The sequence below is a fragment of the Enterobacter sp. 5-4 genome, assembly GCF_000612205.1.
Classification (GTDB): Bacteria; Pseudomonadota; Gammaproteobacteria; order Enterobacterales; family Enterobacteriaceae; genus Enterobacter; species Enterobacter roggenkampii.
The window spans coordinates 218125-244146 of sequence record NZ_JFHW01000006.1 but is presented as its reverse complement, the minus strand read 5'-3'; the positions used below and the strand labels follow the sequence as shown (position 1 = coordinate 244146).

The window sequence follows — 26022 nt, the reverse complement described above, 5'->3', positions numbered from 1 at the left end:
CTGGAGCATGCAACTGAATTCCACCGAAATCAGCGAACTGATCAAGCAGCGCATTGCTCAGTTCAATGTTGTGAGTGAAGCTCACAACGAAGGTACTATTGTTTCTGTAAGTGACGGTGTTATCCGCATCCACGGCCTGGCCGATTGTATGCAGGGTGAGATGATTTCCCTGCCGGGTAACCGTTACGCTATCGCACTGAACCTGGAGCGCGACTCCGTTGGTGCAGTTGTGATGGGTCCATACGCTGACCTCGCCGAAGGCATGAAGGTTAAGTGTACTGGCCGTATTCTGGAAGTACCGGTTGGCCGTGGCCTGCTGGGTCGCGTTGTTAACACCCTGGGTGCGCCAATCGACGGTAAAGGTCCGGTTGAGCACGATGGCTTCTCCCCAATCGAAGTTATCGCACCAGGCGTTATCGACCGTCAGTCCGTAGATCAGCCTGTTCAGACAGGTTATAAGTCCGTTGATGCCATGATCCCAATCGGTCGTGGTCAGCGTGAACTGATCATCGGTGACCGTCAGACCGGTAAAACCGCGATGGCAATCGACGCCATCATCAACCAGCGTGACTCCGGCATCAAATGTGTGTACGTGGCTATCGGCCAGAAAGCGTCCACCATTTCTAACGTGGTTCGTAAACTGGAAGAGCACGGCGCGCTGTCAAACACCATTGTTGTTGTGGCGACTGCTTCTGAATCTGCTGCACTGCAATACCTGGCACCATACGCCGGTTGCGCAATGGGCGAATACTTCCGTGACCGCGGTGAAGATGCGCTGATCGTATACGATGACCTGTCTAAACAGGCTGTTGCTTATCGTCAGGTTTCCCTGCTGCTCCGTCGTCCACCTGGACGTGAAGCGTTCCCTGGCGACGTATTCTACCTCCACTCTCGTCTGCTGGAGCGTGCTTCCCGCGTTAACGCGGAATACGTCGAGAACTTCACCAAAGGTGAAGTGAAGGGTAAAACGGGCTCTCTGACCGCGCTGCCGATCATTGAAACCCAGGCGGGTGACGTTTCTGCGTTCGTTCCGACCAACGTAATCTCCATTACCGATGGTCAGATCTTCCTGGAAACCAACCTGTTTAACTCCGGTATTCGTCCGGCGGTTAACCCGGGTATCTCCGTATCCCGTGTGGGTGGTGCTGCTCAGACCAAGATCATCAAGAAACTGTCCGGTGGTATCCGTACCGCGCTGGCACAGTATCGTGAACTGGCTGCGTTCTCTCAGTTCGCATCCGATCTGGACGAAGCAACCCGTAAACAGCTGAGCCACGGTCAGAAAGTGACCGAGCTGCTGAAGCAGAAACAGTACGCACCAATGTCTGTTGCTCAGCAGGGCCTGGTACTGTTCGCGGCTGAACGCGGTTACCTCGAAGATGTGGAACTGGCGAAAATCGGTAGCTTCGAAGCCGCTCTGCTGGCTTACGTCGACCGTGATCACGCTCCGCTGATGCAAGAGATCAACCAGACCGGTGGCTATAACGACGAAATCGAAGGCAAGCTGAAAGCTATCCTCGATTCCTTCAAAGCAACCCAATCCTGGTAATCGTCCGGCGGCTTGTCTCAGGACAAGCCGCCTGGCATTGAGGAGAAGCTCATGGCCGGCGCAAAAGAGATACGTAGTAAGATCGCAAGCGTCCAGAACACGCAAAAGATCACTAAAGCGATGGAGATGGTCGCCGCTTCCAAAATGCGTAAATCGCAGGATCGCATGGCGGCCAGCCGTCCTTATGCAGAAACCATGCGCAAAGTGATTGGTCACCTTGCAAACGGTAATCTGGAATATAAGCACCCTTACCTGGAAGAACGCGACGTTAAGCGCGTGGGCTACCTGGTGGTGTCGACCGACCGTGGTCTGTGTGGCGGCTTGAACATTAACCTGTTCAAAAAACTGCTGGCGGATATGAAAGCATGGTCTGAAAAAGGCGTTCAGTGCGATATCGCAATGATCGGCTCTAAAGGCGTCTCTTTCTTTAACTCCGTTGGTGGCAACATTGTCGCTCAGGTGACCGGTATGGGTGATAACCCGTCCCTGTCCGAACTGATCGGCCCGGTTAAAGTGATGTTGCAGGCCTATGATGAAGGCCGTCTGGACAGACTGTACGTTGTCAGCAACAAATTCATTAACACCATGTCTCAGGTTCCAACGCTCACTCAGATGCTGCCGTTACCGGCATCAGAAGATGACGAGCTGAAGCAAAAAGCCTGGGATTACCTGTATGAACCCGATCCGAAACCGCTGCTGGATACCCTGCTGCGTCGTTACGTTGAATCTCAGGTTTATCAGGGCGTTGTAGAAAACCTGGCCAGCGAGCAGGCCGCACGAATGGTGGCGATGAAAGCCGCGACCGATAATGGCGGCAGCCTGATTAAAGAGCTGCAGTTGGTTTACAACAAAGCTCGTCAGGCCAGCATTACTCAGGAACTCACCGAGATCGTCTCGGGGGCCGCCGCGGTTTAACCAGGTTTACGAATTACGTAGAGGATTCAAGATGGCTACTGGAAAGATTGTCCAGGTAATCGGCGCCGTGGTGGACGTCGAGTTCCCTCAGGACGCCGTACCACGCGTGTACGACGCGCTTGAGGTACAGAATGGTAACGAGAGCCTGGTGCTGGAAGTTCAGCAGCAGCTCGGCGGCGGTATCGTGCGTACCATCGCGATGGGTTCTTCCGACGGTCTGCGTCGTGGTCTGGAAGTAAAAGACCTTGAGCACCCGATCGAAGTCCCGGTAGGTAAAGCAACACTGGGTCGTATCATGAACGTATTGGGTCAGCCAATCGACATGAAAGGCGACATCGGTGAAGAAGAGCGTTGGGCTATCCACCGCGCGGCACCTTCCTACGAAGAGCTGTCCAGCTCTCAGGAACTGCTGGAAACCGGTATCAAAGTTATCGACCTGATGTGTCCGTTCGCGAAGGGCGGTAAAGTCGGTCTGTTCGGTGGTGCGGGTGTAGGTAAAACCGTAAACATGATGGAGCTGATCCGTAACATCGCGATCGAGCACTCCGGTTACTCTGTGTTTGCGGGCGTAGGTGAACGTACTCGTGAGGGTAACGACTTCTACCACGAAATGACCGACTCCAACGTTCTGGACAAAGTATCCCTGGTTTACGGCCAGATGAACGAGCCACCTGGAAACCGTCTGCGCGTTGCGCTGACCGGCCTGACGATGGCTGAGAAGTTCCGTGACGAAGGCCGTGACGTTCTGCTGTTCGTTGATAACATCTATCGTTACACCCTGGCCGGTACTGAAGTATCTGCACTGCTGGGTCGTATGCCTTCAGCGGTAGGTTATCAGCCAACACTGGCGGAAGAGATGGGTGTTCTTCAGGAACGTATCACCTCTACCAAAACCGGTTCTATCACCTCCGTTCAGGCGGTATACGTACCTGCGGATGACTTGACTGACCCATCACCAGCCACCACCTTTGCGCACTTAGATGCAACCGTGGTACTGAGCCGTCAGATCGCGTCTCTGGGTATCTACCCAGCCGTTGACCCGCTGGACTCCACCAGCCGTCAGCTGGATCCACTGGTTGTTGGTCAGGAACACTACGACACCGCGCGTGGCGTACAGTCCCTGCTGCAGCGTTACCAGGAACTGAAAGACATCATCGCCATCCTGGGTATGGATGAACTGTCTGAAGAAGACAAACTGGTGGTAGCACGTGCGCGTAAGATCCAGCGCTTCCTGTCCCAGCCGTTCTTCGTTGCGGAAGTATTCACCGGTTCTCCGGGTAAATACGTTTCCCTGAAAGACACCATCCGTGGCTTTAAAGGCATCATGGAAGGCGAATACGATCACCTGCCAGAGCAGGCGTTCTACATGGTTGGTTCCATCGAAGAAGCTGTGGAAAAAGCCAAAAAACTTTAACGCCTTAATCGGAGGGTGATATGGCAATGACTTACCACCTGGACGTCGTCAGCGCAGAGCAACAAATGTTCTCTGGTCTGGTCGAGAAAATCCAGGTAACGGGTAGTGAAGGTGAACTGGGTATTTTCCCGGGTCACGCACCGCTGCTCACCGCCATTAAGCCTGGTATGATCCGCATCGTTAAACAGTTCGGTCACGAAGAGTTTATCTATCTGTCCGGCGGCATTCTTGAAGTGCAGCCTGGTAGTGTGACCGTTCTGGCCGATACCGCTATTCGTGGCCAGGATCTCGACGAAGCGCGAGCCCTGGAGTCGAAGCGTAAGGCTGAAGAGCACATTAGCAGCTCTCATGGCGACGTGGATTACGCTCAGGCGTCTGCGGAGCTGGCCAAAGCGATCGCGAAACTGCGCGTTATCGAGTTGACCAAAAAAGCGATGTAACACCGGCTTGAAAAGCACAAAAGCCAGTCTGGATACCAGGCTGGCTTTTTTTTTCGGCCTTAATTCATGATGAAAAAGATGTAGAATTTTAAGCATCAAACGTTTTTACTTCTCACTCAAACTACCGTCAGGATGCGTATGTCAAACAGTGCGATGAGCGTGGTGATCCTTGCCGCAGGCAAAGGGACCCGCATGTATTCCGACCTGCCTAAAGTGCTTCACACGCTTGCAGGAAAGCCAATGGTGCAGCACGTCATTGATGCAGCGAATGAATTGGGCGCCAGTCAGGTCCACCTGGTCTACGGCCACGGCGGCGATCTGCTTAAAAAGACGCTGAGCGACGACAAGCTCAACTGGGTGCTTCAGGCCGAGCAGTTGGGTACAGGCCATGCCATGCAGCAGGCAGCGCCCTTCTTTGCGGATGACGAAGACATTTTGATGCTCTACGGCGATGTCCCGCTGATCTCCGTTGAAACGCTGACTCGCCTGCGTGAAGCCAAACCGCAGGGCGGCATCGGTTTATTAACCGTCGTGCTGGATGATCCGACCGGCTACGGCCGCATTACCCGTGAAAACGGCAACGTTACGGGTATTGTTGAGCATAAAGATGCCAGCGAGGCGCAACGTCAGATTCAGGAGATCAACACCGGTATCCTGATTGCCAATGGCGCGGATATGAAGCGCTGGCTGTCGAAGCTCAACAACAATAACGCGCAGGGTGAATACTACATCACCGACATCATTGCGATGGCATACCAGGAAGGGCGCGAGATTGCGGCGGTCCATCCGGCGCGCATCAGCGAAACCGAAGGGGTGAACAACCGTCTTCAACTCTCCCGTCTTGAGCGCGTTTATCAGTCCGAACAGGCCGAGAAACTCCTTCTGGCTGGCGTGATGCTGCGCGATCCGGCGCGTTTCGATCTGCGTGGCACGTTATCTCACGGGCGCGACGTTGAAATTGATACTAACGTTATCCTCGAAGGTCACGTCACGCTGGGCAATCGCGTCAAAATTGGCGCTGGCTGCGTGATCAAAAACAGCGTCATTGGTGACGACTGTGAAATCAGCCCGTACAGCGTGGTGGAAGATGCCCGTCTGGATGTGGCCTGTACCATCGGCCCGTTTGCGCGTTTGCGCCCGGGCGCTGAGCTGCTGGAAGGCGCTCACGTGGGCAACTTCGTTGAGATGAAAAAAGCGCGTCTGGGTAAAGGCTCTAAAGCCGGTCATTTAACCTATCTGGGCGACGCGGAAATTGGTGACAACGTCAACATTGGCGCAGGCACAATCACCTGTAACTATGACGGCGCCAATAAGTTTAAAACCATCATCGGTGATGATGTGTTTGTCGGTTCCGACACCCAGCTGGTGGCGCCTGTTACCGTGGGTAACGGCGTAACGATTGCCGCCGGGACAACCGTTACGCGCGATATCGCCGATAACGAACTGGTATTAAGCCGTGTGCCGCAGGTGCACAAGCAGGGCTGGAAACGTCCTGTGAAGAAGAAGTAACACCAAGGCGGGTGGCGCTACGCTTACCCGCCCTACGATTGAGTAGGCCTGATAAGGCGTAGCCGTCATCAGGCAAACCCGGGTGAGGAGATAAACATATATCTCCCCCCACAAGCAGTACCCATAACAATAACCCCACTCTCTACAAGGCTCGGGGCGCCCGGAAAGGGCAAATACAGGTCAGCGACAACGCAGGCATTATGCCTAAATTCGGAATCTAAAATTATGTGTGGAATTGTTGGCGCAGTTGCGCAGCGTGATATTGCTGAAATCCTTCTCGAAGGTTTACGTCGTCTGGAATACCGTGGTTACGACTCTGCCGGTCTGGCTGTTGTCGATGCAGAAGGTCATATGACCCGTCTGCGCCGTCTCGGTAAAGTGCAGATGCTGGCCCAGGCCGCGGAAGAACATCCGCTGCACGGGGGAACCGGTATTGCGCACACCCGCTGGGCGACGCACGGCGAACCGTCTGAAGGCAACGCGCACCCGCATGTGTCTGAACACATCGTGGTCGTGCACAATGGCATTATCGAAAACCACGAACCGCTGCGTGAAGCACTGAAAGCGCGCGGCTACACCTTCGTCTCTGAAACTGACACCGAAGTGATTGCTCACCTGGTGCACTGGGAACTTGAGCAGGGCGGTACGCTGCGTGATGCGGTGCTGCGCGCTATTCCTCAGCTACGCGGTGCGTACGGTACGGTGATCATGGATTCCCGCGACCCGTCCACGCTGCTGGCCGCGCGTTCCGGTAGCCCGATGGTTATCGGCCTGGGCATGGGTGAAAACTTTATCGCTTCCGATCAGCTGGCACTGCTGCCGGTAACGCGTCGCTTTATCTTCCTCGAAGAGGGGGATATCGCCGAAGTGACTCGCCGCAGCGTAACCGTGTTCGATACCAAAGGCGAGCAGGTGAAACGTCAGGAGATCGAATCGAATCTGCAGTACGACGCGGGCGACAAAGGCGCTTACCGTCACTACATGCAGAAAGAGATTTACGAGCAGCCAAACGCCATCAAAAACACCCTGACCGGGCGCATCAGCCATGGTGAAGTGGATCTGAGCGAGCTGGGCGCAAACGCGAACGAACTGCTCAGCAAGGTTGAGCATATTCAGATCGTAGCCTGCGGTACCTCCTACAACTCCGGTATGGTCTCTCGCTACTGGTTTGAATCTCTGGCGGGCGTGCCGTGCGACGTGGAAATTGCCTCTGAGTTCCGCTATCGCAAATCTGCCGTGCGTCGTAACAGCCTGATGATCACCCTTTCCCAGTCAGGTGAAACGGCAGATACCCTGGCGGCGCTGCGTCTCTCTAAAGAGCTGGGTTATCTGGGTTCTCTGGCCATCTGTAACGTGCCGGGCTCATCGCTGGTGCGTGAATCCGATCTGGCGCTGATGACCAAAGCGGGTACCGAAATCGGCGTGGCCTCCACCAAGGCGTTTACCACTCAGCTGACGGTTCTGCTGATGCTGGTGGCGAAACTGGCGCGTCTGAAAGGTGAAGATGCCTCTGTTGAGCATGACATCGTTCACGGTCTGCAGGCGCTGCCGAGCCGTATTGAGCAGATGCTCTCTCAGGACAAACGCATTGAAGCTCTGGCGGAAGATTTCTCTGACAAACATCACGCCCTGTTCCTGGGCCGTGGCGATCAGTATCCGATTGCGCTGGAAGGCGCGCTGAAGCTGAAAGAGATCTCTTACATTCACGCTGAAGCCTATGCGGCAGGCGAGCTGAAACACGGTCCGTTGGCGCTGATTGACGCGGATATGCCGGTTATCGTCGTGGCACCGAACAACGAACTGCTGGAAAAACTGAAGTCCAACATCGAAGAAGTCCGCGCCCGTGGCGGCGTGCTGTACGTCTTTGCTGATAAAGATGCCGGTTTCGCCAGCAGCGACAACATGCACATCATCGAGATGCCGCATGTGGAAGAGGTGATTGCGCCGATCTTCTACACCGTTCCGCTGCAGCTGCTGGCCTATCACGTGGCGCTGATCAAAGGCACCGACGTTGACCAGCCGCGTAACCTGGCGAAGTCCGTTACCGTAGAATAATCTCCAGCCTACCCGAGGCTGCCAGTATTCTGGCAGCCTCATAGTCCTCCCCTCAGCGATTACTTCTTTTTATCGCAGCCTGTTTCTTTTTTCATGTTTCCTTACATTATTGCGTCATCTGATTGTCTCGCCGATTTCTGCTTAAAAAATAATCTTATTTAGCGGTGGCAAAGAAAAGATATTGATAAATTCTCAAAAAAACAGAAAAGAGGCATCAATAGCATTTTTTAATTATTTTTTATTCTTATTTGTAAGGGTTTTTTTATTTTTCGTTTTTATTATTTTATTTTAAAGATATTTCATGAGAGAAAACGTGTTTGTCTTAGGGCAGGAATGAATTGTACTATCGCCACGCTTTAAAGGATGGTGTGTTTTATTTGAATGTGTAAATGAAACGCATACAAATAATATAAATTATGGAGAGTTTCATGAAATTAAACGTTATAGCCACTTCGCTAGTTTTATCTTCCGCCCTGTTTTCAGGTGCGACATTAGCGGCTGACGGTACTGTTCATTTCCGTGGCGAGGTGATTGATTCTACTTGTACAGTCACGACTGATACCAGTAATCAGACTGTTAATATTGGTCGTGTATCGGTAAAAACCTTCGCGGGTATTGATTCCACCGCGTCTGTTAAAGATTTCCACATCCGTCTGGAAGGCTGCCCGGCAACCTATACTCAGGCGGCGGTACGCTTTGACGGGACGGAAGATAAAGATACCATCGGTAAAGGTTATCTCTCAATCGGTACGCCGGTGAACGAAGACGGTACGGACGGCGAGTTCACTGGCAGCGGCGACGCCATTGCCGCGACGGGCGTGGCGATTAAACTGTTCAACCTGAGCGATGATACCGCGATCCCGTTGTATAACAATTCTAAATACGTTGCCATTGCAGATGGTAAAGCGGATATGGGATTCAAGGCGAAATTCGTCCAGACTCTGGCAACAGTGACGCCGGGTACTGCGAATGCTGACTCTCAGTTTACTATTGAATACCTGAAATAATCAGCGGTTATGGATTCGGAGCCTGTTAAGAATTTATTAACAGGCTCCTTTATATATAAGGACATTGGATTATGCCAGGGCGTATAGTGAATGTATTATTAGCGTGTTGTCTTACGGGTATTTCTACACTGGCATCGGCAGGTGTGGTTATCGGTGGCACACGAGTGATTTATTCGAGTGATAAATCCGACGCAACCATTACTGTCAAAAATAACGAAGCGGCTATCCCTTATCTTATTCAAACATGGGTTGACCCCTTCAGTAATACAGGAACCGCGAAAAAACCACCGTTTACCGTCATTCCACCGGTATCTCGTCTGGAGGCTGGGCAGGAAAAAATTCTGCGCATTATGAAAACCGAGGGCAATTTACCGCAGGATCGGGAGTCGGTGTTCTGGCTGAACATCAAAAATATTCCCCCGGCGAGCAATAAGCCGAACGCGATGGAAATCGCCATCAAGACACGTATCAAGCTGATCTGGCGTCCGGCCTCGTTGAACATCACCCCGGAGCGCGCCGCCACGCAGGTGAAGTGGCACAGAGAAAATCGGCAGTTGGTAGTTGAAAATCCCACGCCGCTAAATATCAACGTTATGAATGTGACAGTGGACGGCAAAGATGTGCCACTCAATATCGTCCATCCCTTTGAAACCCTGCGTTTACCCTTACCGGAAGGCGTGAATGGCCATGCGCTGGTGTGGCGGTATGTGAATGATTTCGGTGCGATTAGTCAGGATTTAAAAGCAGCGCTTTAAGCAAAGGATGGTTTATTTATGGAGTGTTCCCGTATTTTCATCGCGTTTGCTTCCGGGGTGGTGCTTGGTTTATCCGCCGAGACGGCAGCGAGGGATATGTTTAACCCTGCGTTGCTTGAAATCGATCATCCTGTGGACGTTGATATCCACCAGTTTAATCGCGCGAACAGTCTACCTGCCGGGAACTATAAGGTCAGTATTCATGTTAACGGCGAATATGTTGACCGCCGGGAGGTAACCTTTGTCGAAGATACTGCCACCAGCAACCTTCATCCTTGCTTCTCAGACGTCAAAACCGTGCTCGCTGAGCTTGGGGTAAAAGTGGCGGCTATCAAGGCCCTTAACGACATAGATGACAAAGCCTGTCTGAACCCCGCGCCGCTCGTTCCCGGCTCAACCTGGACGTTTGATACGGATAAACTCCAGCTTAACGTCACGTTGCCGCAAATCTATATTGATGTATCGGCGCGCGGCTATATCAGTCCCTCACGCTGGGATGAGGGCATCAATGCGCTTATGGTGAACTACGATTTTTCCGGCTCCAGCACGGTGCATTCGAACGAGGATGTTAACGGCGATTTTTATTATCTGAACCTGCGCAACGGTGCCAACCTGGGGGCATGGCGTTTACGTAACTACAGTACGCTAAACGTGACCGATGGCGAGTCTTCGTATCATTCGATCAATACCTATTTACAGCGCGATATCGCCGCGTTACGCAGCCAAATCATGCTGGGGGATACGTGGACCGCAAGCGACGTGTTTGACAGCACGCAACTGCGTGGTATGCGTCTCTATACGGATGATGACATGCTGCCTTCGAGCCTGACGGGGTTTGCGCCAGTGGTTCGCGGCGTGGCGAAAAGCAATGCGACCGTGATTGTGCGGCAAAACGGTTACATCATTTACCAGTCTGCCGTACCGCAGGGAGCGTTTGCGCTCAAGGATTTAAACACTACCAATTCGGGTGGCGATCTGGATGTTACCATCAAAGAAGAGGATGGCAGCGAGCAACATTTTACCCAGCCTTACGCCTCACTGGCGATCCTGAAGCGTGAAGATCAAACCGATGTTGATATCAGCGCGGGTGAACTGCGCGATCAAAACGATTTTCAGCCGACCGTTTTTCAGGCGCAGGTTTTACACGGTTTTCCTGCGGGTATTACCCTCTACGGGGGCGTGCAGGGAACCAGCGATTACACCTCCGCCGCGCTTGGCGTGGGGAAAGATATGGGTTCGCTGGGCGCCATTTCGCTGGACGTAACGCATGCCCGCGCGCGGTTTGAGGACGATGACGAAAGCGGGCAATCTTACCGTTTTCTCTATTCCAAACGTTTTGATGAAACGAACACAACGTTTCGGCTGGTGGGCTACCGCTACTCCACAGAGGGCTACTACACCCTGAACGAATGGGCGTCCCGGCAGAATAACGAGAGCGACTTCTGGACGACAGGTAACCGCCGTAGCCGTCTGGAGGGAACATGGACGCAGACCTTTGGCGACGGGATGGGAAATATTTATCTTACCCTTAGCCGCCAGCAGTACTGGAAGACGAATGAAGTCGAGCGGCTGGTGCAGCTGGGCTACAGCAATAGCTGGCGCTCTATTTCCTGGAACGTCTCCTGGAACTACACCGATTCACTCACCTCGGCCCAAAATAGCACCGACACTGACATCAGCGACAGCCAGGGCAGCGAACAGATTTTTATGCTCTCTCTCTCCATACCGTTGTCAGGCTGGCTGCATGACAGCTACGTCAACTATGGGTACACCCAAAACAACCACGGAAAAGGGATGCACCAGGTGGGGCTGAGCGGTAACGCGCTGGATGCGCACAACCTCTCCTGGAACGTTCAGCAGTCTTACGATGCGGATAACGAAGATTACAACAACAGCGCAGGGGTGGGCTATGACGGCACCTATGGTTCGGTAAACGCCAGTTACGACTATACCCAGGACAACCAGCGCCTCAACTATGGCATGAAGGGCGGGATTCTGGCCCACAGCGATGGCATAACTTTCTCTCAGGAGCTGGGGGAAACCGTCGCGCTGGTTAAAGCCCCGGGAGCTTCCGGCCTGGCGCTGGAGAATGGTACGGGTAAGGCGACGGACTGGCGCGGCTATACGGTACAGACGCAGCTCAATGCCTACGATGAAAACAGAGTGGAGATCGACAGCGATTACTTTGCGAAGGCCAACGTCGAAATCGACAACAGTATCCTCAGCGTTATCCCGACGCGCGGCGCGGTGGTACGGGCGGAGTTTGTCACTCACGTGGGCTATCGCGTCCTGTTCAATGTGCGGCAGAAGAGTGGCAAACCGGTGCCGTTTGGCGCAATGGCCTCGGCTGATTTACCCCGCGGCAGCGTAACCGGCATTGTGGGCGAAAATGGCGAGCTTTATCTGTCCGGCATGCCGGAAGAGGGGGCGTTTGTCCTGAAGTGGGGTGCAGATAACACGGTGACCTGCCCGGTTAACTACCATTTTACCCCGCCAGAAGGCGTTGAACTGATACAAATATCGGCAGTATGCCAATAGGGAAATAAGATGAAATTCAGGACACCTCTGTTTTTAAGCGCGTTGATAATATTTATGACGCCAGTATGCAAGGCGTACACCACGGGCGACGGGATTTGTCACTCCGAAGGTGGCGCTTATATCTATAACCTTAATCTGAACGGGCAGTCGATCCCGGCGGATAAAAATAAAGCAGGTACAGAGATCAGGGATCTGGAAACGCTCAGTTCATCTACGAGTTACAAAGCGCAATGCAACTGTCTTACGCATTACTCTACGGGCTTTCGCCAAATCTACTACACCGCACGATCGCCGTTAAGTGAAGATGTGGTAAAGAACGGGTATACCTATTTTACCCTTAATAACAACCTCAGCATCGCCACGTCGATACTTGTGCTTGGCAGAGAATATATACCGGTACCTTTCAGTGCAGAACCAAACGTAATGTCTCATAGCTCCTATTGTTATGCGCCTGGCGAGGAAGGGAGCGAACCAACACTCAATACCGGTTCACAAATAAAAATATCATTCTTAATTAACAAGCCGTTTATTGGCCGGGTGAGTGTGCCAGGTACGATAGTCGCCGATCTTTATGGAGGGCTGGATGCGGCCTCCTCGACCTCCAGCACCGAAAAAATGGCAGAGATCAAAATCGCTGGCGATATCGTCGTGCCGCAAAACTGCGAGATAGCGCCCGGGCAGACGCTTGAGATAGATTTTGGCAAAATCCCGGCCCCGGAATTTTCCGCTACCAAAGGCACCGCCGTGACGAGTCACAAGGTAAAAAAGACGATTCAGGTACAGTGCACAGGCATGCTGGATGAGAATATTGTCTACTCCACTTTCCATGGAGACCCTGTTGACGCCGATGCCACGATGATGAAAGTCAACGGCAATGATGATGTAGGCATTGTGGTATACGACAAGTGGGATCGTCTGGTCAGCGTCAACGGCGGCAGGATGGACATGGATAGGGGCGAAAACAATAACGGCGCCGAAAACAATTCGCTTACCTTTTCCGCTGCGCCTGCAAGCGCAACGGGGGCTCAGCCAAAACCTGGAACGTTTGAAGCGTACGCGACGGTCACGCTGGAAATTGAACATTAATCACCCGACGGCTGTTTATGACAGCCGTTGTCATTTTCCCCCTTTTGTACCAGGCTTATCCCTTTCTGTATGACAACTCTATGACGCCATCCTGAATAAATATCATTTATTATCAGTGACTTATTTTTAGCACCTGCATTGTCATAAAACTGTCATAATTCGTACATTTATCTGTCACCTGTTTGTCCTATTTTGCTCATCGTAGCCACTAAACAACGATTTACGAAAATCTTGCAGGAGACATTATGAAAGTTATGCGTACCACTGTCGCAACTGTTGTCGCCGCGACCTTATCTCTGAGCGCGTTCTCTGTATTTGCAGAAGCAAGCCTGACTGGCGCTGGTGCAACCTTCCCTGCGCCGGTGTATGCCAAATGGGCGGATACCTACCAGAAAGAAACCGGTAACAAGGTTAACTATCAGGGTATCGGCTCCTCCGGTGGCGTAAAACAAATTACCGCGAACACGGTTGATTTCGGCGCATCAGATGCTCCGCTGTCTGATGACAAACTGGCTCAGGAAGGCCTGTTCCAGTTCCCTACCGTGATCGGTGGCGTGGTTCTGGCGATCAACCTGCCGGGCGTGAAGTCGGGTGAGCTGGTGCTGGACGGCAAAACCCTGGGTGACATCTACCTGGGCAAAATCAAAAAATGGGATGACGAAGCGATCGCCAAACTCAACCCAGGCCTGAAGCTGCCTTCTCAGAACATCGCCGTGGTTCGCCGCGCGGATGGTTCTGGTACCTCTTTCGTGTTCACCAGCTACCTGGCGAAAGTGAACGAAGAGTGGAAATCTAAAGTCGGCTCCGGCTCTACCGTTAACTGGCCTACCGGTCTGGGCGGTAAAGGTAACGACGGTATCGCCGCGTTCGTACAGCGTTTGCCTGGCTCCATCGGCTACGTAGAGTATGCGTACGCGAAGCAGAACAACCTGTCCTACACCAAACTGGTGTCTGCCGACGGCAAACCGGTTAGCCCGACCGAAGAGAACTTTGCTAACGCCGCCAAAGGCGCTGACTGGAGCAAATCCTTCGCGCAGGATCTGACTAACCAGAAGGGCGAAGGGGCGTGGCCAATCACCTCTACCACCTTCATCCTGGTGCACAAAGAGCAGAAGAAACCTGAACAGGGCGCTGAAGTGCTGAAGTTCTTCGACTGGGCATACAAAAACGGCGGCAAACAGGCTAACGCTCTGGATTACGCTACCCTGCCAGACAACGTGGTTGAGCAGATTCGCGCTGCATGGAAAACCAACGTGAAAGACAGCAGCGGTAAAGCGCTGTACTAACAGGATATATTTAACGAAGATGGCGGGTGGCGCTGCGCTTACCCGCCCTACGGTTTACTCTGTAGGCCCGGTAAGCGTCAGCGCCACCGGGCATATTCGTAAAAACGTCTCAAACAGAAGAGTAATTTATGGCTGCAACCAAGCCTGCATTTAACCCTCCGGGTAAAAAAGGTGACATGATTTTCAGCGCGCTGGTCAAACTGGCTGCGCTGATTGTGCTATTGCTGCTGGGCGGCATTATCGTGTCTCTGATTTTCTCCTCCTGGCCGAGCATCCAGAAATTCGGTTTCTCCTTCCTGTGGAGTAAAGAGTGGGATGCGCCGAACGATATCTACGGTGCACTGGTGCCGATTTACGGCACGCTGGTGACCTCGTTCATCGCCCTGCTGATTGCGGTTCCGGTAAGTTTCGGTATCGCCCTGTTCCTGACGGAGCTGGCGCCGGGCTGGCTGCGTCGCCCATTGGGTATCGCCATCGAACTGCTGGCGGCCATCCCAAGTATCGTCTACGGCATGTGGGGCCTGTTTATCTTTGCGCCGCTGTTCGCCACGTACTTCCAGGAACCGGTGGGTAACGTCCTCTCTGCCATTCCGTTTGTGGGGGCCCTGTTCTCTGGCCCGGCTTTCGGTATCGGCATTCTGGCGGCGGGTGTGATCCTCGCCATCATGATTATTCCGTACATTGCGGCGGTGATGCGCGATGTGTTCGAACAAACGCCGGTGATGATGAAAGAGTCGGCCTACGGTATCGGCTGCACCACCTGGGAAGTGATCTGGCGCATTGTTCTTCCGTTCACCAAAAATGGGGTGATCGGGGGCGTGATGCTGGGCTTAGGTCGTGCGCTGGGTGAAACCATGGCGGTCACCTTCATCATCGGTAACACCTATCAGCTCGACAGCGCGTCGCTTTATATGCCGGGTAACAGTATTACCTCTGCGCTGGCGAATGAGTTTGCGGAAGCGGAATCAGGTCTGCACGTCGCGGCGCTGATGGAGCTGGGTCTGATTCTGTTCGTTATTACCTTCATTGTTCTGGCGATTTCCAAGCTGATGATTATGCGTCTCGCTAAAAATGAGGGAGCACGCTAATGGCCACTCTCGAAATGCAAGCAACTGCTGAACTGGCGGAATCCCGCCGCAAAATGCAGGCCAGACGCCGCATGAAAAACCGCATTGCCCTGACGCTCTCTATGGCGACGATGGCATTCGGTCTGTTCTGGCTTGTCTGGATCCTCTTCTCAACGGTCGTTCGCGGGATTGACGGAATGTCACTCTCGCTGTTCACCGAAATGACGCCGCCGCCGAACACGGCGGGTGGTGGCCTGGCGAATGCCCTGGCGGGCAGCGGATTGCTGATCCTCTGGGCCACGGTCTTCGGCACGCCGCTGGGCATCATGGCGGGCATCTACCTGGCGGAATACGGTCGTAAATCCTTTCTGGCGGAAGTGATTCGTTTCATTAACGACATTTTGCTGTCAGCCCCGTCTATCGTCGTGGGTCTGTTCGTTTACACCGTGGTGGTGGCGCAGATGGAACACTTCTCCGGCTGGGCGGGTGTGATTGCGCTGGCGCTGCTGCAGGTGCCGATTGTGATTCGAACCACCGAGAACATGCTAAAACTGGTGCCGGACAGCCTGCGTGAAGCGGCTTACGCGCTGGGTACGCCAAAATGGAAGATGATCTCTGCGATTACGCTGAAGGCGTCGGTCTCCGGGATCATGACCGGTATCCTGCTGGCGGTGGCGCGTATTGCGGGTGAAACGGCACCGCTGCTGTTTACGTCCCTCTCCAACCAGTTCTGGAGCACGGACATGATGCAGCCGATCGCCAACCTGCCGGTGACGATCTTTAAATTTGCGATGAGCCCCTTCGCGGAATGGCAGCAGCTGGCCTGGGCCGGGGTGCTGATCATTACCCTTTGCGTACTGTTGCTGAACATTCTGGCGCGCGTCATTTTCGCGAAGAAGAAACACGGTTAATTTTTTACGGCGCGGCAGCTCGCGGCGCCGAATGAGGAAATGAGTCAATGAGTATGGTTGATACTGCCCCGGGTAAGATTCAGGTTCGTGATTTGAACTTCTACTACGGCAAATTCCATGCCCTGAAGAACATCAACCTGGATATCGCGAAGAACCAGGTCACGGCATTTATCGGTCCGTCCGGCTGTGGGAAATCCACGCTGCTGCGTACCTTTAACAAAATGTATTCGCTCTATCCGGAGCAGCGCGCTGAAGGGGAAATCATCCTCGACGGCGAAAACATTCTGACCCAGGCTCAGGATATCGCCCTGCTGCGCGCGAAAGTGGGGATGGTGTTCCAGAAACCCACGCCGTTCCCGATGTCCATTTATGACAACATTGCGTTTGGTGTGCGTCTGTTTGAAAAGCTCTCCCGTGCCGATATGGATGAGCGCGTGCAGTGGGCTTTGACCAAGGCCGCATTATGGAACGAAACCAAAGATAAGTTGCACCAGAGCGGGTACTCTCTCTCAGGTGGTCAGCAGCAGCGTCTGTGCATTGCGCGCGGTATTGCGATTCGCCCGGAAGTGTTGCTGCTGGATGAGCCGTGTTCAGCGCTGGACCCGATTTCAACCGGTCGTATTGAAGAACTGATCACCGAGCTGAAGCAGGATTACACCGTGGTTATCGTGACCCACAACATGCAGCAGGCTGCGCGTTGCTCCGATCACACGGCGTTTATGTACCTGGGTGAATTGATTGAGTTCAGTAACACGGACGATCTGTTCACTAAGCCCGCGAAGAAACAAACCGAAGATTATATTACTGGCCGCTACGGTTGATTTGCCTTAGTGCATGTGGAGAAACCATGGACAACCTCAATCTTAATAAACACATTTCCGGCCAGTTCAACGCAGAGCTGGAAAGCATTCGCACCCAGGTGATGACCATGGGCGGCATGGTCGAGCAGCAGCTTTCTGATGCGATTACGGCGATGCACAACCAGGACAGCGAGCTGGCGAAGCGCGTCATTGAAGGCGATAAAAACGTCAACATGATGGAAGTGGCTATCGACGAAGCCTGCGTGCGCATTATCGCGAAACGTCAGCCGACGGCGAGCGACCTGCGTCTGGTGATGGCGATCATCAAAACCATCGCCGAGCTGGAACGTATTGGTGACGTCGCCGATAAAATCTGCCGCACCGCGCTGGAGAAGTTTTCGCAGCAGCATCAGCCGCTGCTGGTGAGCCTCGAGTCACTGGGCCGCCACACCGTGCAGATGCTGCACGACGTGCTGGATGCCTTTGCGCGGATGGATCTGGACGAAGCGGTGCGTATCTACCGTGAAGACAAGAAGGTCGATCAGGAGTATGAAGGCATCGTGCGCCAGCTGATGACCTACATGATGGAAGATTCCCGTACGATCCCGAGCGTGCTGACGGCCCTGTTCTGCGCGCGCTCTATCGAGCGTATCGGTGACCGCTGCCAGAATATTTGCGAATACATTTTCTACTTCGTGAAGGGTCAGGACTTCCGTCACGTGGGCGGCGACGAGCTGGACAAGCTGCTGGCGGGTAAAGATCCGAAAGAGTAATCCTGTCATCTGATAACAACGCCGGTACTCACCGGCGTTGTTATTTCTAGTGTAATCACAATTTTCCCCTTCATCCGTTGCCTGACGTTCGAAACGCGCTAACGTGAGACGAAAAAACAGCAAAGGATGGTATATGAAAAATTCATTAGCGTGCCTGGCGATGGCCATCAGCATCGGGATCGGTACTGGAACAGACGTGATTGCCGCACCGTTGCCGGTCACACCTGACCAGACTACCCCGGTCAGCCACTATGTGACCCAGGTTAATGCGGATAAAAGCATTACGTTTCGCCTGTTTGCACCCGGCGCAACGCGAGTCTCCGTGGTGACGGGGTCAATGCCTGAAAGCCAGGTTTCCCATGATATGACGAAAGAGAAAAATGGCGTCTGGTCATGGAAAAGCGAGCCGATGGCCCCGAATCTCTACGAATATTATTTCGACATCGATGGTTTCCGTTCAGTTGACACGGGAAGCCGCTATCAAAAACCCCAGCGGCAGGTGAACACCAGCCTGATTCTGGTTCCGGGCAGTATTCTCGACGATCGTCCTGTACCGCATGGCGATCTGACGACCTTGACCTGGCACTCGCCGTCACTCAAGTCAGAGCGCCGCGTCTATGTATGGACTCCCCCTGGCTACAACGGCACAGGGGAACCCTTACCGGTGCTCTACTTCTACCATGGTTTTGGCGATACAGGACTCTCGGCAATCGACCAGGGCCGTTTGCCGCAAATCATGGATAACCTGATGGCCGAAGGGAAAATCAAACCGATGCTGGTGGTGGTACCCGACACCGAGACGGAGAGCACTGAGGCCATCCCCGAGAACTTCCCACCGGCAGAACGACGGAAGTCTTTCTATCCGCTCAATGCGAAAGCCGCAGACCGTGAACTGATGAGCGAGATTATTCCGCTGGTGGATACCCGCTTCAACGTGCGTAAAGATGCGGCAGGCCGGGCGCTGGCGGGATTGTCACAGGGCGGTTATCAGGCGCTGGTCTCCGGGATGAATCATCTGGAGAGCTTCGGCTGGCTGGGAACGTTCAGCGGCGTTACCACGACAACCGTGCCTGACGAAGGCGTGGCTGCACGCTTTAAGCAGCCGGAGGCCATTAACCGGCAGCTGCATAATTTCACCGTCGTTGTGGGAGAGCGCGATTCGGTAACAGGCAAAGATATCGCCGGTCTGAAAGCGGAGCTGGAAAAGCAGGGCATCAAATTCGACTATAAAATGTACCCCGGTCTGAATCACGAAATGGACGTCTGGCGTCCGGCCTATGCTGAGTTTGTTCAAAAGCTCTTCAGATAAACCTGTCGCCCTCCCTGCCGGGAGGGTCTGCTTAGCACGTAATATTCCACCCGCGCGCCTTCCACAGCGCGGGTAGCTGCGCCAGATCGGTGAAGGTCGTGACTTTTGGATGAACGATCGGCTTGTTGTGCGGGTCGGCGCAGAAGTAAAACACCTCCATCCCCGCATCAATCCCCGACTGCGCGCCCGCAGACGAGTCATCCACCAGAATGCAGTGCTCTACGTTAACGTTCATCGCCTTTGCCGCATGGAACATCAGTGCCGGGTCCGGCTTCCAGCGCTGGATATCGTAGCCGCTGAACAGTTTTTCCGGGAAGTGGTGCAGCATCTCAAGCTTGCCGAGCGAGTGCTGCATTTTGCTGACCGGCCCGTTGGAGACCACGCAGATCGGCACCGTCATGGCATCCAGCAGCGCGTTTGCGCCCGGAATCACCTCCAGCTCCGAATCGAACAGGCGAGCAACCTCGGCGCGGTACACCGGTTCCAGAGCCGCCTTCTCCAGGACGACGCCGTGTTCTTCGTTAATGATGTCGATGATCTCGTAGAGCTTCACGCCCTTAAAGCGCTTAAACACCTCGTCGAGTTCCAGCGTAATGCCAAATTCCTGGAACATGGCGACATACGCGCGGGAACAAATGACCTCACTGTCGACCAGCGTACCGTCGCAGTCGAAAAATACCGCTTCAATTCCGGACATGCCTTTCCCTTTTAACCAGTTTAACGTTTACGTACGGCAGTTCACCGGAACGCAATCGTTGCCGTATAAGCAAATTCAATGAAAAAAGTATCACGTAACCGCCACTATTGTCGCATTTTGGTATAGGATAGCGACGAATTTTCCCTCCTTGTTCGGAAATTGATGATGAGTCAACAACACACTACCCAGACATCTGGTCAGGGTCTGCTTGAGCGCGTGTTTAAACTGCGCGAGCACGGCACGACGGCACGCACCGAAGTGATCGCCGGTTTCACCACCTTCCTGACGATGGTCTATATCGTTTTTGTTAACCCTCAAATTCTGGGCGTTGCTGGCATGGATACCAGCGCCGTCTTCGTGACTACCTGTCTGATCGCGGCCCTCGGCAGCATTCTGATGGGTGTGTTCGCTAACCTGCCGGTCGCGCTGGCCCCGGCGATGGGTCTGAATGCGTTCTTTGCCTTCGTGGTGGTTCAGGCGATGGGGCTGCCGTGGCAGGTGGGTATGGGCGCCATCTTCTGGGGCGCGGTTGGCCTGCTGCTGCTGACCATTTTCCGCGTGCGTTACTGGATGATTGCGAACATTCCCGTGAGCCTGCGCGTGGGCATCACCAGCGGTATCGGTCTGTTTATCGGGATGATGGGGCTGAAAAACGCCGGCGTGATCGTGGCGAACCCGGATACGCTGGTGAGCATCGGTCACCTGACCTCGCATAACGTGCTGCTGGGCGTGCTGGGCTTCTTTATCATCGCTATCCTGGCTTCCCGCAATATTCATGCGGCGGTGCTGGTCTCCATCGTGGTGACCACGCTGCTGGGCTGGATGCTGGGCGACGTTCACTATAACGGCATCGTTTCCGCGCCACCGAGCGTCTCTACCGTTGTTGGCCATGTTGATCTGGCGGGTTCCCTGAACCTGGGCCTGGCGGGCGTGATTTTCTCCTTCATGCTGGTGAATCTCTTCGACTCCTCCGGTACGCTGATCGGCGTGACCGACAAAGCGGGTCTGGCAGATGAGAAAGGCAAATTCCCGCGCATGAAGCAGGCGCTGTTTGTGGACAGTATCTCCTCTGTGACCGGCTCATTTATCGGGACCTCGTCTGTGACCGCTTACATTGAATCCTCTTCCGGCGTCTCCGTGGGCGGCCGTACCGGCCTGACGGCGGTTGTGGTGGGTATTCTGTTCCTGCTGGTGATCTTCCTCTCGCCGCTGGCGGGCATGGTGCCTCCGTACGCTGCAGCGGGTGCGCTGATCTACGTGGGTGTGCTGATGACCTCCAGCCTGTCTCGCGTGAAGTGGGATGATTTAACCGAAGCGGTGCCGGCGTTTATTACCGCCGTGATGATGCCGTTCAGCTTCTCGATTACCGAAGGTATCGCGCTGGGCTTTATCTCTTACTGCGTAATGAAGATCGGTACCGGCCGCTTCCGCGACCTCAGCCCGTGCGTCATCGTTGTGGCGCTGCTGTTTGTACTGAAGATTGTGTTTATTGACGCGCACTAAGGTGCGGTTTGTGGTGTCAGGTGGCGCTTCGCTTACCTGACCTACTGACGAGTGTAGGCCCGGTAAGCGCTAGCGCCACCGGGCTTTTTTATCAGGCTTTAACCCGCTTAATGTAATCCCCGAACGCCGTCAGCTGGCCAGAGAGATGGTCGCGCGTGCTCTGATCCACCACCTCACCCGTTTGTGGGTCGACCTTGTTCTGAATCACTCCGCCCATAAATTCCGGCTTGTTCATCACCATCGCATCGAGGAAGACCAGGATCTGACGCAGGTGATACTGGCAGCGCGCGCCGCCAATCGCGCCCATGGAGCTGGTCTGGATCAACACCGGTTTGCCTGACAGCGGCTGCTCAGGTAAACGGGACAGCCAGTCGATGGCATTCTTCAGACCACCGGGTACAGAGTAGTTGTACTCTGGCGTGACGATGACCACGCCGTCAGCCTGGCGAATCTGCTCTGCCAGCGCTTCAACGCTCTGCGGGAACCCTTCTTCCTGCTGTACGTCAGCATCATAAAGCGGAATATCGCCAATAGACGGCAGGGCGCTAATTTCCATACCTGCAGGTGCCAGCTGTGGCAGCGTGCGGGCTACCATCCCGTTAAATGAACCTTTGCGCAGGCTTCCCAGTAACGTAACAACTTTCAACGTATCAGACATGATTACTCCTGTTTCATCATGATGACCCTGATTGGATCAGCTAAGGGTGAATGCTTTTTCTGCCGGTAAACTGGTTAATCGCATCAGACGTGCGGCGGGCTCGTTGGCGCGCTCGGGCACATCAGGAAGGCTACGCCATCCCTGTTGACTGTCAAATTCCCAGATTTTCATGCGTTCGATGGCGGGGGTCACCGCGATGGACCAGATGAGCACATCCTCCGCGTCGCAGAGCGCTTCTACCAGCGTGGCCTGGGCGGCGCGCAGACGTCCGGAACCAGGCAACAGCTGCAGCAGGCTGGCGTCGTCTGAGGCGCATCCGCAGAGCTTGCGAATGCTCTGGCGCAGGGTAATGAGCTGGGCTCTGGCTTCAACAGGATCGTTCTGGTTGCGTACCCACAGCTTCTCATTGCTGGAGAGCGGATAGTCTTCATGCGCGTTACCACCGTGGAAGCTGCGCGTCGCGCGCTGAAGCTCCATATCGAGCCCACAGTCCCCTTCGGTGGTCAGCGCGACCCCAATGATATTGCCCGTGTAGGCAATGGAAAAACGAGGGAGATCCGGGTCGGCAAAGACCGGGCGGCCTTCTGGCTGGGTAATGATGTCCGGCAGCTCGCTGGTGCCGTACAGCATAAACATCAGTTCTGCGAGAAGCGCTCGGGACGCTAAAAACCGCGACCTGCGATGCTCCGGAAGAGTGAGTGCTTCACGGTGACAGGCTGAAGAAATTCTTGCCGATACGAGACGTCCTTCTGTAAGTATCCCTCTTGCAAAGTGCGTAGCCATTTTTCGCTCCTTGATAATGGTCGTAATCGGTTAAACGGTTACATGATTATCGCTTAACTTGCCTCCTGTTTTAATCAGTAAATGGAAGTAAGAGAAGCCTTAGGACCGAACTTTACATTTTCTTAGGCAAAAATTGGATCGCTCGCACCGTACAGCGCCTTGATGGTCTCCCGCAGCCAGAGAATTTTGGGATTATGGCTGTTCCGTTTATGCCAGATCAGCGTGAAGGGCACGGTCAATTTATCCGCCTGCTCCTCATCAATGGGGATCGGAAGCGCGATCAGCTTACGCTGGTGGAGTTCATTGTAGTGATGACAGTAGTGCGGGGCGGTGGCGATATAGTGATGGCCGGGCTGCGCCGCCATAAACATCGCCTGTTCGAAGCCCGGCAGGCTCATGGCGATAGTGCGATCGCGTCCCATCTCCTTTAACACCTCATCAAGCGCCCAGGTATCGCTGCGTTCCCAGAAGATGCTGATGTGGGGATAGCGCAGGAAGGTCTCCAGATTCCATTCTTGCTGAAGCGCCGGATGATCCTCGCGCAGATAGACGCAGGGGCGGTCGCTGAACAGGATTTCGTAGTCGATAAACCACGGCATCAGCTTAAGCAGCTCGCGGGATCGCGGATGCGTTTCACGCCCGGTGAAGCCCAAATCCACCTCGCCACGCGTAATCGCGTCCAGCGAGTCGTAATCCCACTGGCGCATTTTCACCGTCGCCTGCGGATAGCGCTGGTTCACCTGCTCCAGCAGGGTATTGAAGCGGATCAGCATCAGCGGCGTTTCCGCGGCCAGCACGAACGTCAGCCCGCCCGGAGAATCATGATGGAATTTATCGAGGATCTGGTTGCCGATTTGCATCCAGTCAGCCAGATCCTGCTCCAGGCTCACCGTCAGCGGCGTCGGCAGCAGCCCTAGCGGCGTTTTGACAAACAGCGGGTCGTCAAACCAGTCACGCAGCTTGGCCAGTGATTTACTCACCGCCGACGGCGTCACGTTCATCCGCTTCGCCGCTTTGGTAACGCTGCGCTCCTGCAGCAAAAGCTGCAGGCACAGCAACAGGTTAAGATCGAGACTGCTGATGGGCTTCTTCATAGTGCGCCGCGGGCTGGATGACCATAAGTAAGGTAATGCAGACTATGCTACAGCCAATCAGAACCCCGATCAGCATATTCAGCGCGTTCAGGCCAACTACGGCTGCCAGCCAAATCCACAGCGACGAGCCGCAGACCTGCGCGATCCCGAGCACCGAACTCGCCACGCCTGCCCGCAGCGAGAAGGGACCAAGCGCCTGGCTCATCGCCACGCCAAAGCCAACCGAGAACCCGGCGCAAATGAGCGTAATGCCCACCAGCATCACCGCATGTGAGCTGGTGGTCGCTAGGATCGCGCCTGCGGCAAGGAATAAAACCTGTGAGGTCAGCATCAGCGTGCGCTGGCGAAAGATATTCAGCGCAAACGGGGTAGAGAACGACACAGCCATACTGACCATCGCGGTTAAAGCCATCACCGTTGAATACTCACCGCGATCGAAGCCCATGGTCTCCATCAGCAACACCGGGGAAACGTTTACATAGGTCAGGATCACCGCCACGCTTAACGTGGTCACGGTCAGACGGCTGAGGAAAAAGCGGTTGAGAAGCTTCTCTGCCGGGTGAATGGTCGCGGTATGGCCGGTATTCTGCGAGCCCGGGTGGGTCTCTTTCAGCACGGCAATCGACAGGACAAACACCAGCGCGCCCATCGCCGCCATGGTCCAGAACAGGCTCTGCCACGGGAATTTCAGCATGATCAGATAGCCCACGACCGGGGCCAGCACCGGGATGATGCAGGTAATGCCGTTCAGCATCGACAGCACTTTGGCGCGACGCTGGGCGCTTAAGGTGTCGCGCAAAATGGCAAACGCCACCACGTAGCAACCGCCCGCACCGATGCCCTGGATAAAGCGCCCGGCCAGAAACACGGTGCTGTTTTGCGCCTGTGAGCAGAGAAGCGACGCCAGGGCAAAAACGATGGCACCGGCGATTGCGACAGGATGACGGCCTGCTTTATCCGCAATCTTCCCGGCAAAGACCATCGACGATGCCATCCCCGCGAGGTAGGCCGAAAACGCAATATGCAGCTGCGCTTCGCTGGCGCCCAGATCGCGGGCGATATGCGGTAATCCCACCAGATACATATCAATGCCGGACGGATAAAGCAGAACTAATGCGAAACTACAAAACAGAAAACGCGCCATAAACCCCCCATAGATGCAGGCATGCAGGATAGGGGGGGAAAAGGGATTAGGCGAGTTGCCATTTGGACAATGGTGATTTCCTGAGAGGAAAACCAATCTCTCACTGTTTTATGTATCTAACTTTTGCGAGAAGATACTTCGGATTAACAGGGAGACAAGGCTATGAAATTGTCTGTTTCAGTTATTTTGCAACAGTAGTATTTTAATTAATGAATATCTCCTTTTTTGGTAGGAGATATAGATAATCGACCCATTGCAAATTTTATATAAATTATTAAATAATTCTGTTCTGAAACCGATAACTAAAGAAAACATCTTTTTACTACAAACAGCTCAGCCTCGAGGACATAAAAATGGAAGAAACCGAGTTTTACAGAAATGGGAATGTTAGCATTACTAATGCAAGGTTTATTGTAGGTTCAACAACATATGCAATGAATGGTGTGACATCAGTTAAACGTGGTCAAACAGATCCTTCAAAGGTTGGACCAATCATTTTGGTACTGATTGGTATCGCAATGGTATTCATCGCCGCATCTTTATTGACGAAAGCAATTGGTGTGGTCATTGTGGTGGTTGCTATTGCATGGTTTAAAGCAATCAAGCCTGATTATATTGTTTACCTGAATAGTTCCTCTGGAGAGTCACAGGCACTGACCAGTCAAGATAAACAATATATTGACGATGTGATTAATTCCTTGAACAACGCCATAATTCATCGCGGTTAAT

23 protein-coding genes are annotated in these 26022 nt (G+C 53.9%); 18 read left to right on the top strand and 5 right to left on the bottom strand.

Going from position 1 to position 26022, the window contains the following annotated elements; genetic code table 11:
* Nucleotides 1-7: 7 nt before the first annotated feature.
* The 16 genes from atpA to AA74_RS0102415 all read left to right on the top strand — a co-directional run bounded on the left by atpA (nucleotide 8) and on the right by AA74_RS0102415 (nucleotide 19414).
* Nucleotides 8-1549: a F0F1 ATP synthase subunit alpha gene (atpA, locus tag AA74_RS0102490; protein ID WP_003862367.1), complete on the top strand. Its 1542-nt coding sequence runs from the start codon at nucleotides 8-10 to the stop codon at nucleotides 1547-1549.
* Nucleotides 1550-1600: 51 nt separating this feature from the next.
* On the top strand, nucleotides 1601-2464 hold the full coding sequence (gene atpG, locus AA74_RS0102485) for a F0F1 ATP synthase subunit gamma (RefSeq protein WP_008500191.1): 864 nt from the start codon (nucleotides 1601-1603) through the stop codon (nucleotides 2462-2464).
* A 31-nt stretch (nucleotides 2465-2495) separates the two neighbouring features.
* Complete coding sequence (gene atpD / locus AA74_RS0102480; protein ID WP_003862362.1) at nucleotides 2496-3878, top strand: F0F1 ATP synthase subunit beta; 1383 nt, start codon at nucleotides 2496-2498, stop codon at nucleotides 3876-3878.
* Nucleotides 3879-3898: 20 nt separating this feature from the next.
* On the top strand, nucleotides 3899-4318 hold the full coding sequence (locus tag AA74_RS0102475; RefSeq protein ID WP_006177560.1) for a F0F1 ATP synthase subunit epsilon: 420 nt from the start codon (nucleotides 3899-3901) through the stop codon (nucleotides 4316-4318).
* Nucleotides 4319-4456: 138 nt separating this feature from the next.
* Nucleotides 4457-5827 (top strand): bifunctional UDP-N-acetylglucosamine diphosphorylase/glucosamine-1-phosphate N-acetyltransferase GlmU, encoded by a 1371-nt coding sequence (gene glmU, locus AA74_RS0102470; protein WP_023345143.1) that lies wholly within the window; start codon nucleotides 4457-4459, stop codon nucleotides 5825-5827.
* 225 nt (nucleotides 5828-6052) lie between these two features.
* Entirely contained in the window at nucleotides 6053-7882 is a 1830-nt protein-coding gene (glmS, locus tag AA74_RS0102465) for a glutamine--fructose-6-phosphate transaminase (isomerizing) (protein WP_008500188.1), read from the top strand.
* A 428-nt stretch (nucleotides 7883-8310) separates the two neighbouring features.
* A complete protein-coding gene (locus AA74_RS0102460; protein WP_023326362.1) occupies nucleotides 8311-8889 on the top strand; it encodes a chaperone-usher fimbrial major subunit in 579 nt (192 codons plus the stop codon).
* A 71-nt stretch (nucleotides 8890-8960) separates the two neighbouring features.
* On the top strand, nucleotides 8961-9644 hold the full coding sequence (locus tag AA74_RS0102455; RefSeq protein WP_023326363.1) for a fimbrial chaperone: 684 nt from the start codon (nucleotides 8961-8963) through the stop codon (nucleotides 9642-9644).
* A gap of 18 nt (nucleotides 9645-9662) precedes the next feature.
* Nucleotides 9663-12182 carry a fimbria/pilus outer membrane usher protein gene (locus AA74_RS0102450; protein ID WP_025910770.1) on the top strand — a complete coding sequence of 840 codons (2520 nt, stop codon included), beginning with the start codon at nucleotides 9663-9665 and terminating at the stop codon, nucleotides 12180-12182.
* Nucleotides 12183-12191: 9 nt separating this feature from the next.
* Entirely contained in the window at nucleotides 12192-13268 is a 1077-nt protein-coding gene (stgD, locus tag AA74_RS0102445) for a fimbrial protein StgD (protein ID WP_025910769.1), read from the top strand.
* A gap of 245 nt (nucleotides 13269-13513) precedes the next feature.
* Nucleotides 13514-14554, top strand: a complete 1041-nt coding sequence (gene pstS / locus AA74_RS0102440) for a phosphate ABC transporter substrate-binding protein PstS (protein ID WP_008500186.1) — start codon at nucleotides 13514-13516, stop codon at nucleotides 14552-14554.
* A 128-nt stretch (nucleotides 14555-14682) separates the two neighbouring features.
* Complete coding sequence (pstC, locus tag AA74_RS0102435; protein ID WP_008500185.1) at nucleotides 14683-15642, top strand: phosphate ABC transporter permease PstC; 960 nt, start codon at nucleotides 14683-14685, stop codon at nucleotides 15640-15642.
* The gene (pstA, locus tag AA74_RS0102430) at nucleotides 15642-16532 is read left to right on the top strand and encodes a phosphate ABC transporter permease PstA (RefSeq protein ID WP_025910768.1); all 891 of its coding nucleotides are present in this window, start codon (nucleotides 15642-15644) and stop codon (nucleotides 16530-16532) included. Before pstC ends, pstA begins: the two co-directional genes overlap by 1 nt.
* A 47-nt stretch (nucleotides 16533-16579) precedes the next feature.
* On the top strand, nucleotides 16580-17353 hold the full coding sequence (gene pstB / locus AA74_RS0102425; RefSeq protein WP_008500183.1) for a phosphate ABC transporter ATP-binding protein PstB: 774 nt from the start codon (nucleotides 16580-16582) through the stop codon (nucleotides 17351-17353).
* Between the two features lie 26 nt (nucleotides 17354-17379).
* Nucleotides 17380-18105, top strand: a complete 726-nt coding sequence (gene phoU, locus AA74_RS0102420; protein WP_008500182.1) for a phosphate signaling complex protein PhoU — start codon at nucleotides 17380-17382, stop codon at nucleotides 18103-18105.
* Nucleotides 18106-18265: 160 nt separating this feature from the next.
* On the top strand, nucleotides 18266-19414 hold the full coding sequence (locus AA74_RS0102415) for an esterase (RefSeq protein ID WP_087450469.1): 1149 nt from the start codon (nucleotides 18266-18268) through the stop codon (nucleotides 19412-19414).
* A gap of 31 nt (nucleotides 19415-19445) precedes the next feature.
* Here AA74_RS0102415 and yieH read toward each other — a convergent pair whose 3' ends face one another.
* Nucleotides 19446-20111: a 6-phosphogluconate phosphatase gene (yieH, locus tag AA74_RS0102410; protein ID WP_025910763.1), complete on the bottom strand. Its 666-nt coding sequence runs from the start codon at nucleotides 20109-20111 to the stop codon at nucleotides 19446-19448.
* A gap of 165 nt (nucleotides 20112-20276) precedes the next feature.
* Here yieH and adeP point away from each other — a divergent pair, with 165 nt between their 5' ends.
* The gene (adeP, locus tag AA74_RS0102405) at nucleotides 20277-21614 is read left to right on the top strand and encodes an adenine permease AdeP (protein WP_021242668.1); all 1338 of its coding nucleotides are present in this window, start codon (nucleotides 20277-20279) and stop codon (nucleotides 21612-21614) included.
* Between the two features lie 91 nt (nucleotides 21615-21705).
* Here adeP and AA74_RS0102400 read toward each other — a convergent pair whose 3' ends face one another.
* The 4 genes from AA74_RS0102400 to AA74_RS0102385 all read right to left on the bottom strand — a co-directional run bounded on the left by AA74_RS0102400 (nucleotide 21706) and on the right by AA74_RS0102385 (nucleotide 25293).
* Complete coding sequence (locus tag AA74_RS0102400; protein WP_014833835.1) at nucleotides 21706-22272, bottom strand: NADPH-dependent FMN reductase; 567 nt, start codon at nucleotides 22270-22272, stop codon at nucleotides 21706-21708.
* A 36-nt stretch (nucleotides 22273-22308) separates the two neighbouring features.
* Entirely contained in the window at nucleotides 22309-23055 is a 747-nt protein-coding gene (locus AA74_RS0102395) for a 4'-phosphopantetheinyl transferase superfamily protein (protein WP_023326370.1), read from the bottom strand.
* A gap of 122 nt (nucleotides 23056-23177) precedes the next feature.
* Complete coding sequence (gene yidZ, locus AA74_RS0102390; RefSeq protein WP_008500176.1) at nucleotides 23178-24149, bottom strand: HTH-type transcriptional regulator YidZ; 972 nt, start codon at nucleotides 24147-24149, stop codon at nucleotides 23178-23180.
* Nucleotides 24118-25293: an MFS transporter gene (locus tag AA74_RS0102385; RefSeq protein WP_025910757.1), complete on the bottom strand. Its 1176-nt coding sequence runs from the start codon at nucleotides 25291-25293 to the stop codon at nucleotides 24118-24120. Before AA74_RS0102385 ends, yidZ begins: the two co-directional genes overlap by 32 nt.
* A gap of 353 nt (nucleotides 25294-25646) precedes the next feature.
* Between AA74_RS0102385 and AA74_RS0102380 the strand changes: the two genes are divergently transcribed.
* Nucleotides 25647-26021 carry a DUF6232 family protein gene (locus AA74_RS0102380; protein ID WP_023293692.1) on the top strand — a complete coding sequence of 125 codons (375 nt, stop codon included), beginning with the start codon at nucleotides 25647-25649 and terminating at the stop codon, nucleotides 26019-26021.
* The last annotated feature ends 1 nt before the right edge of the window (nucleotide 26022 follow it).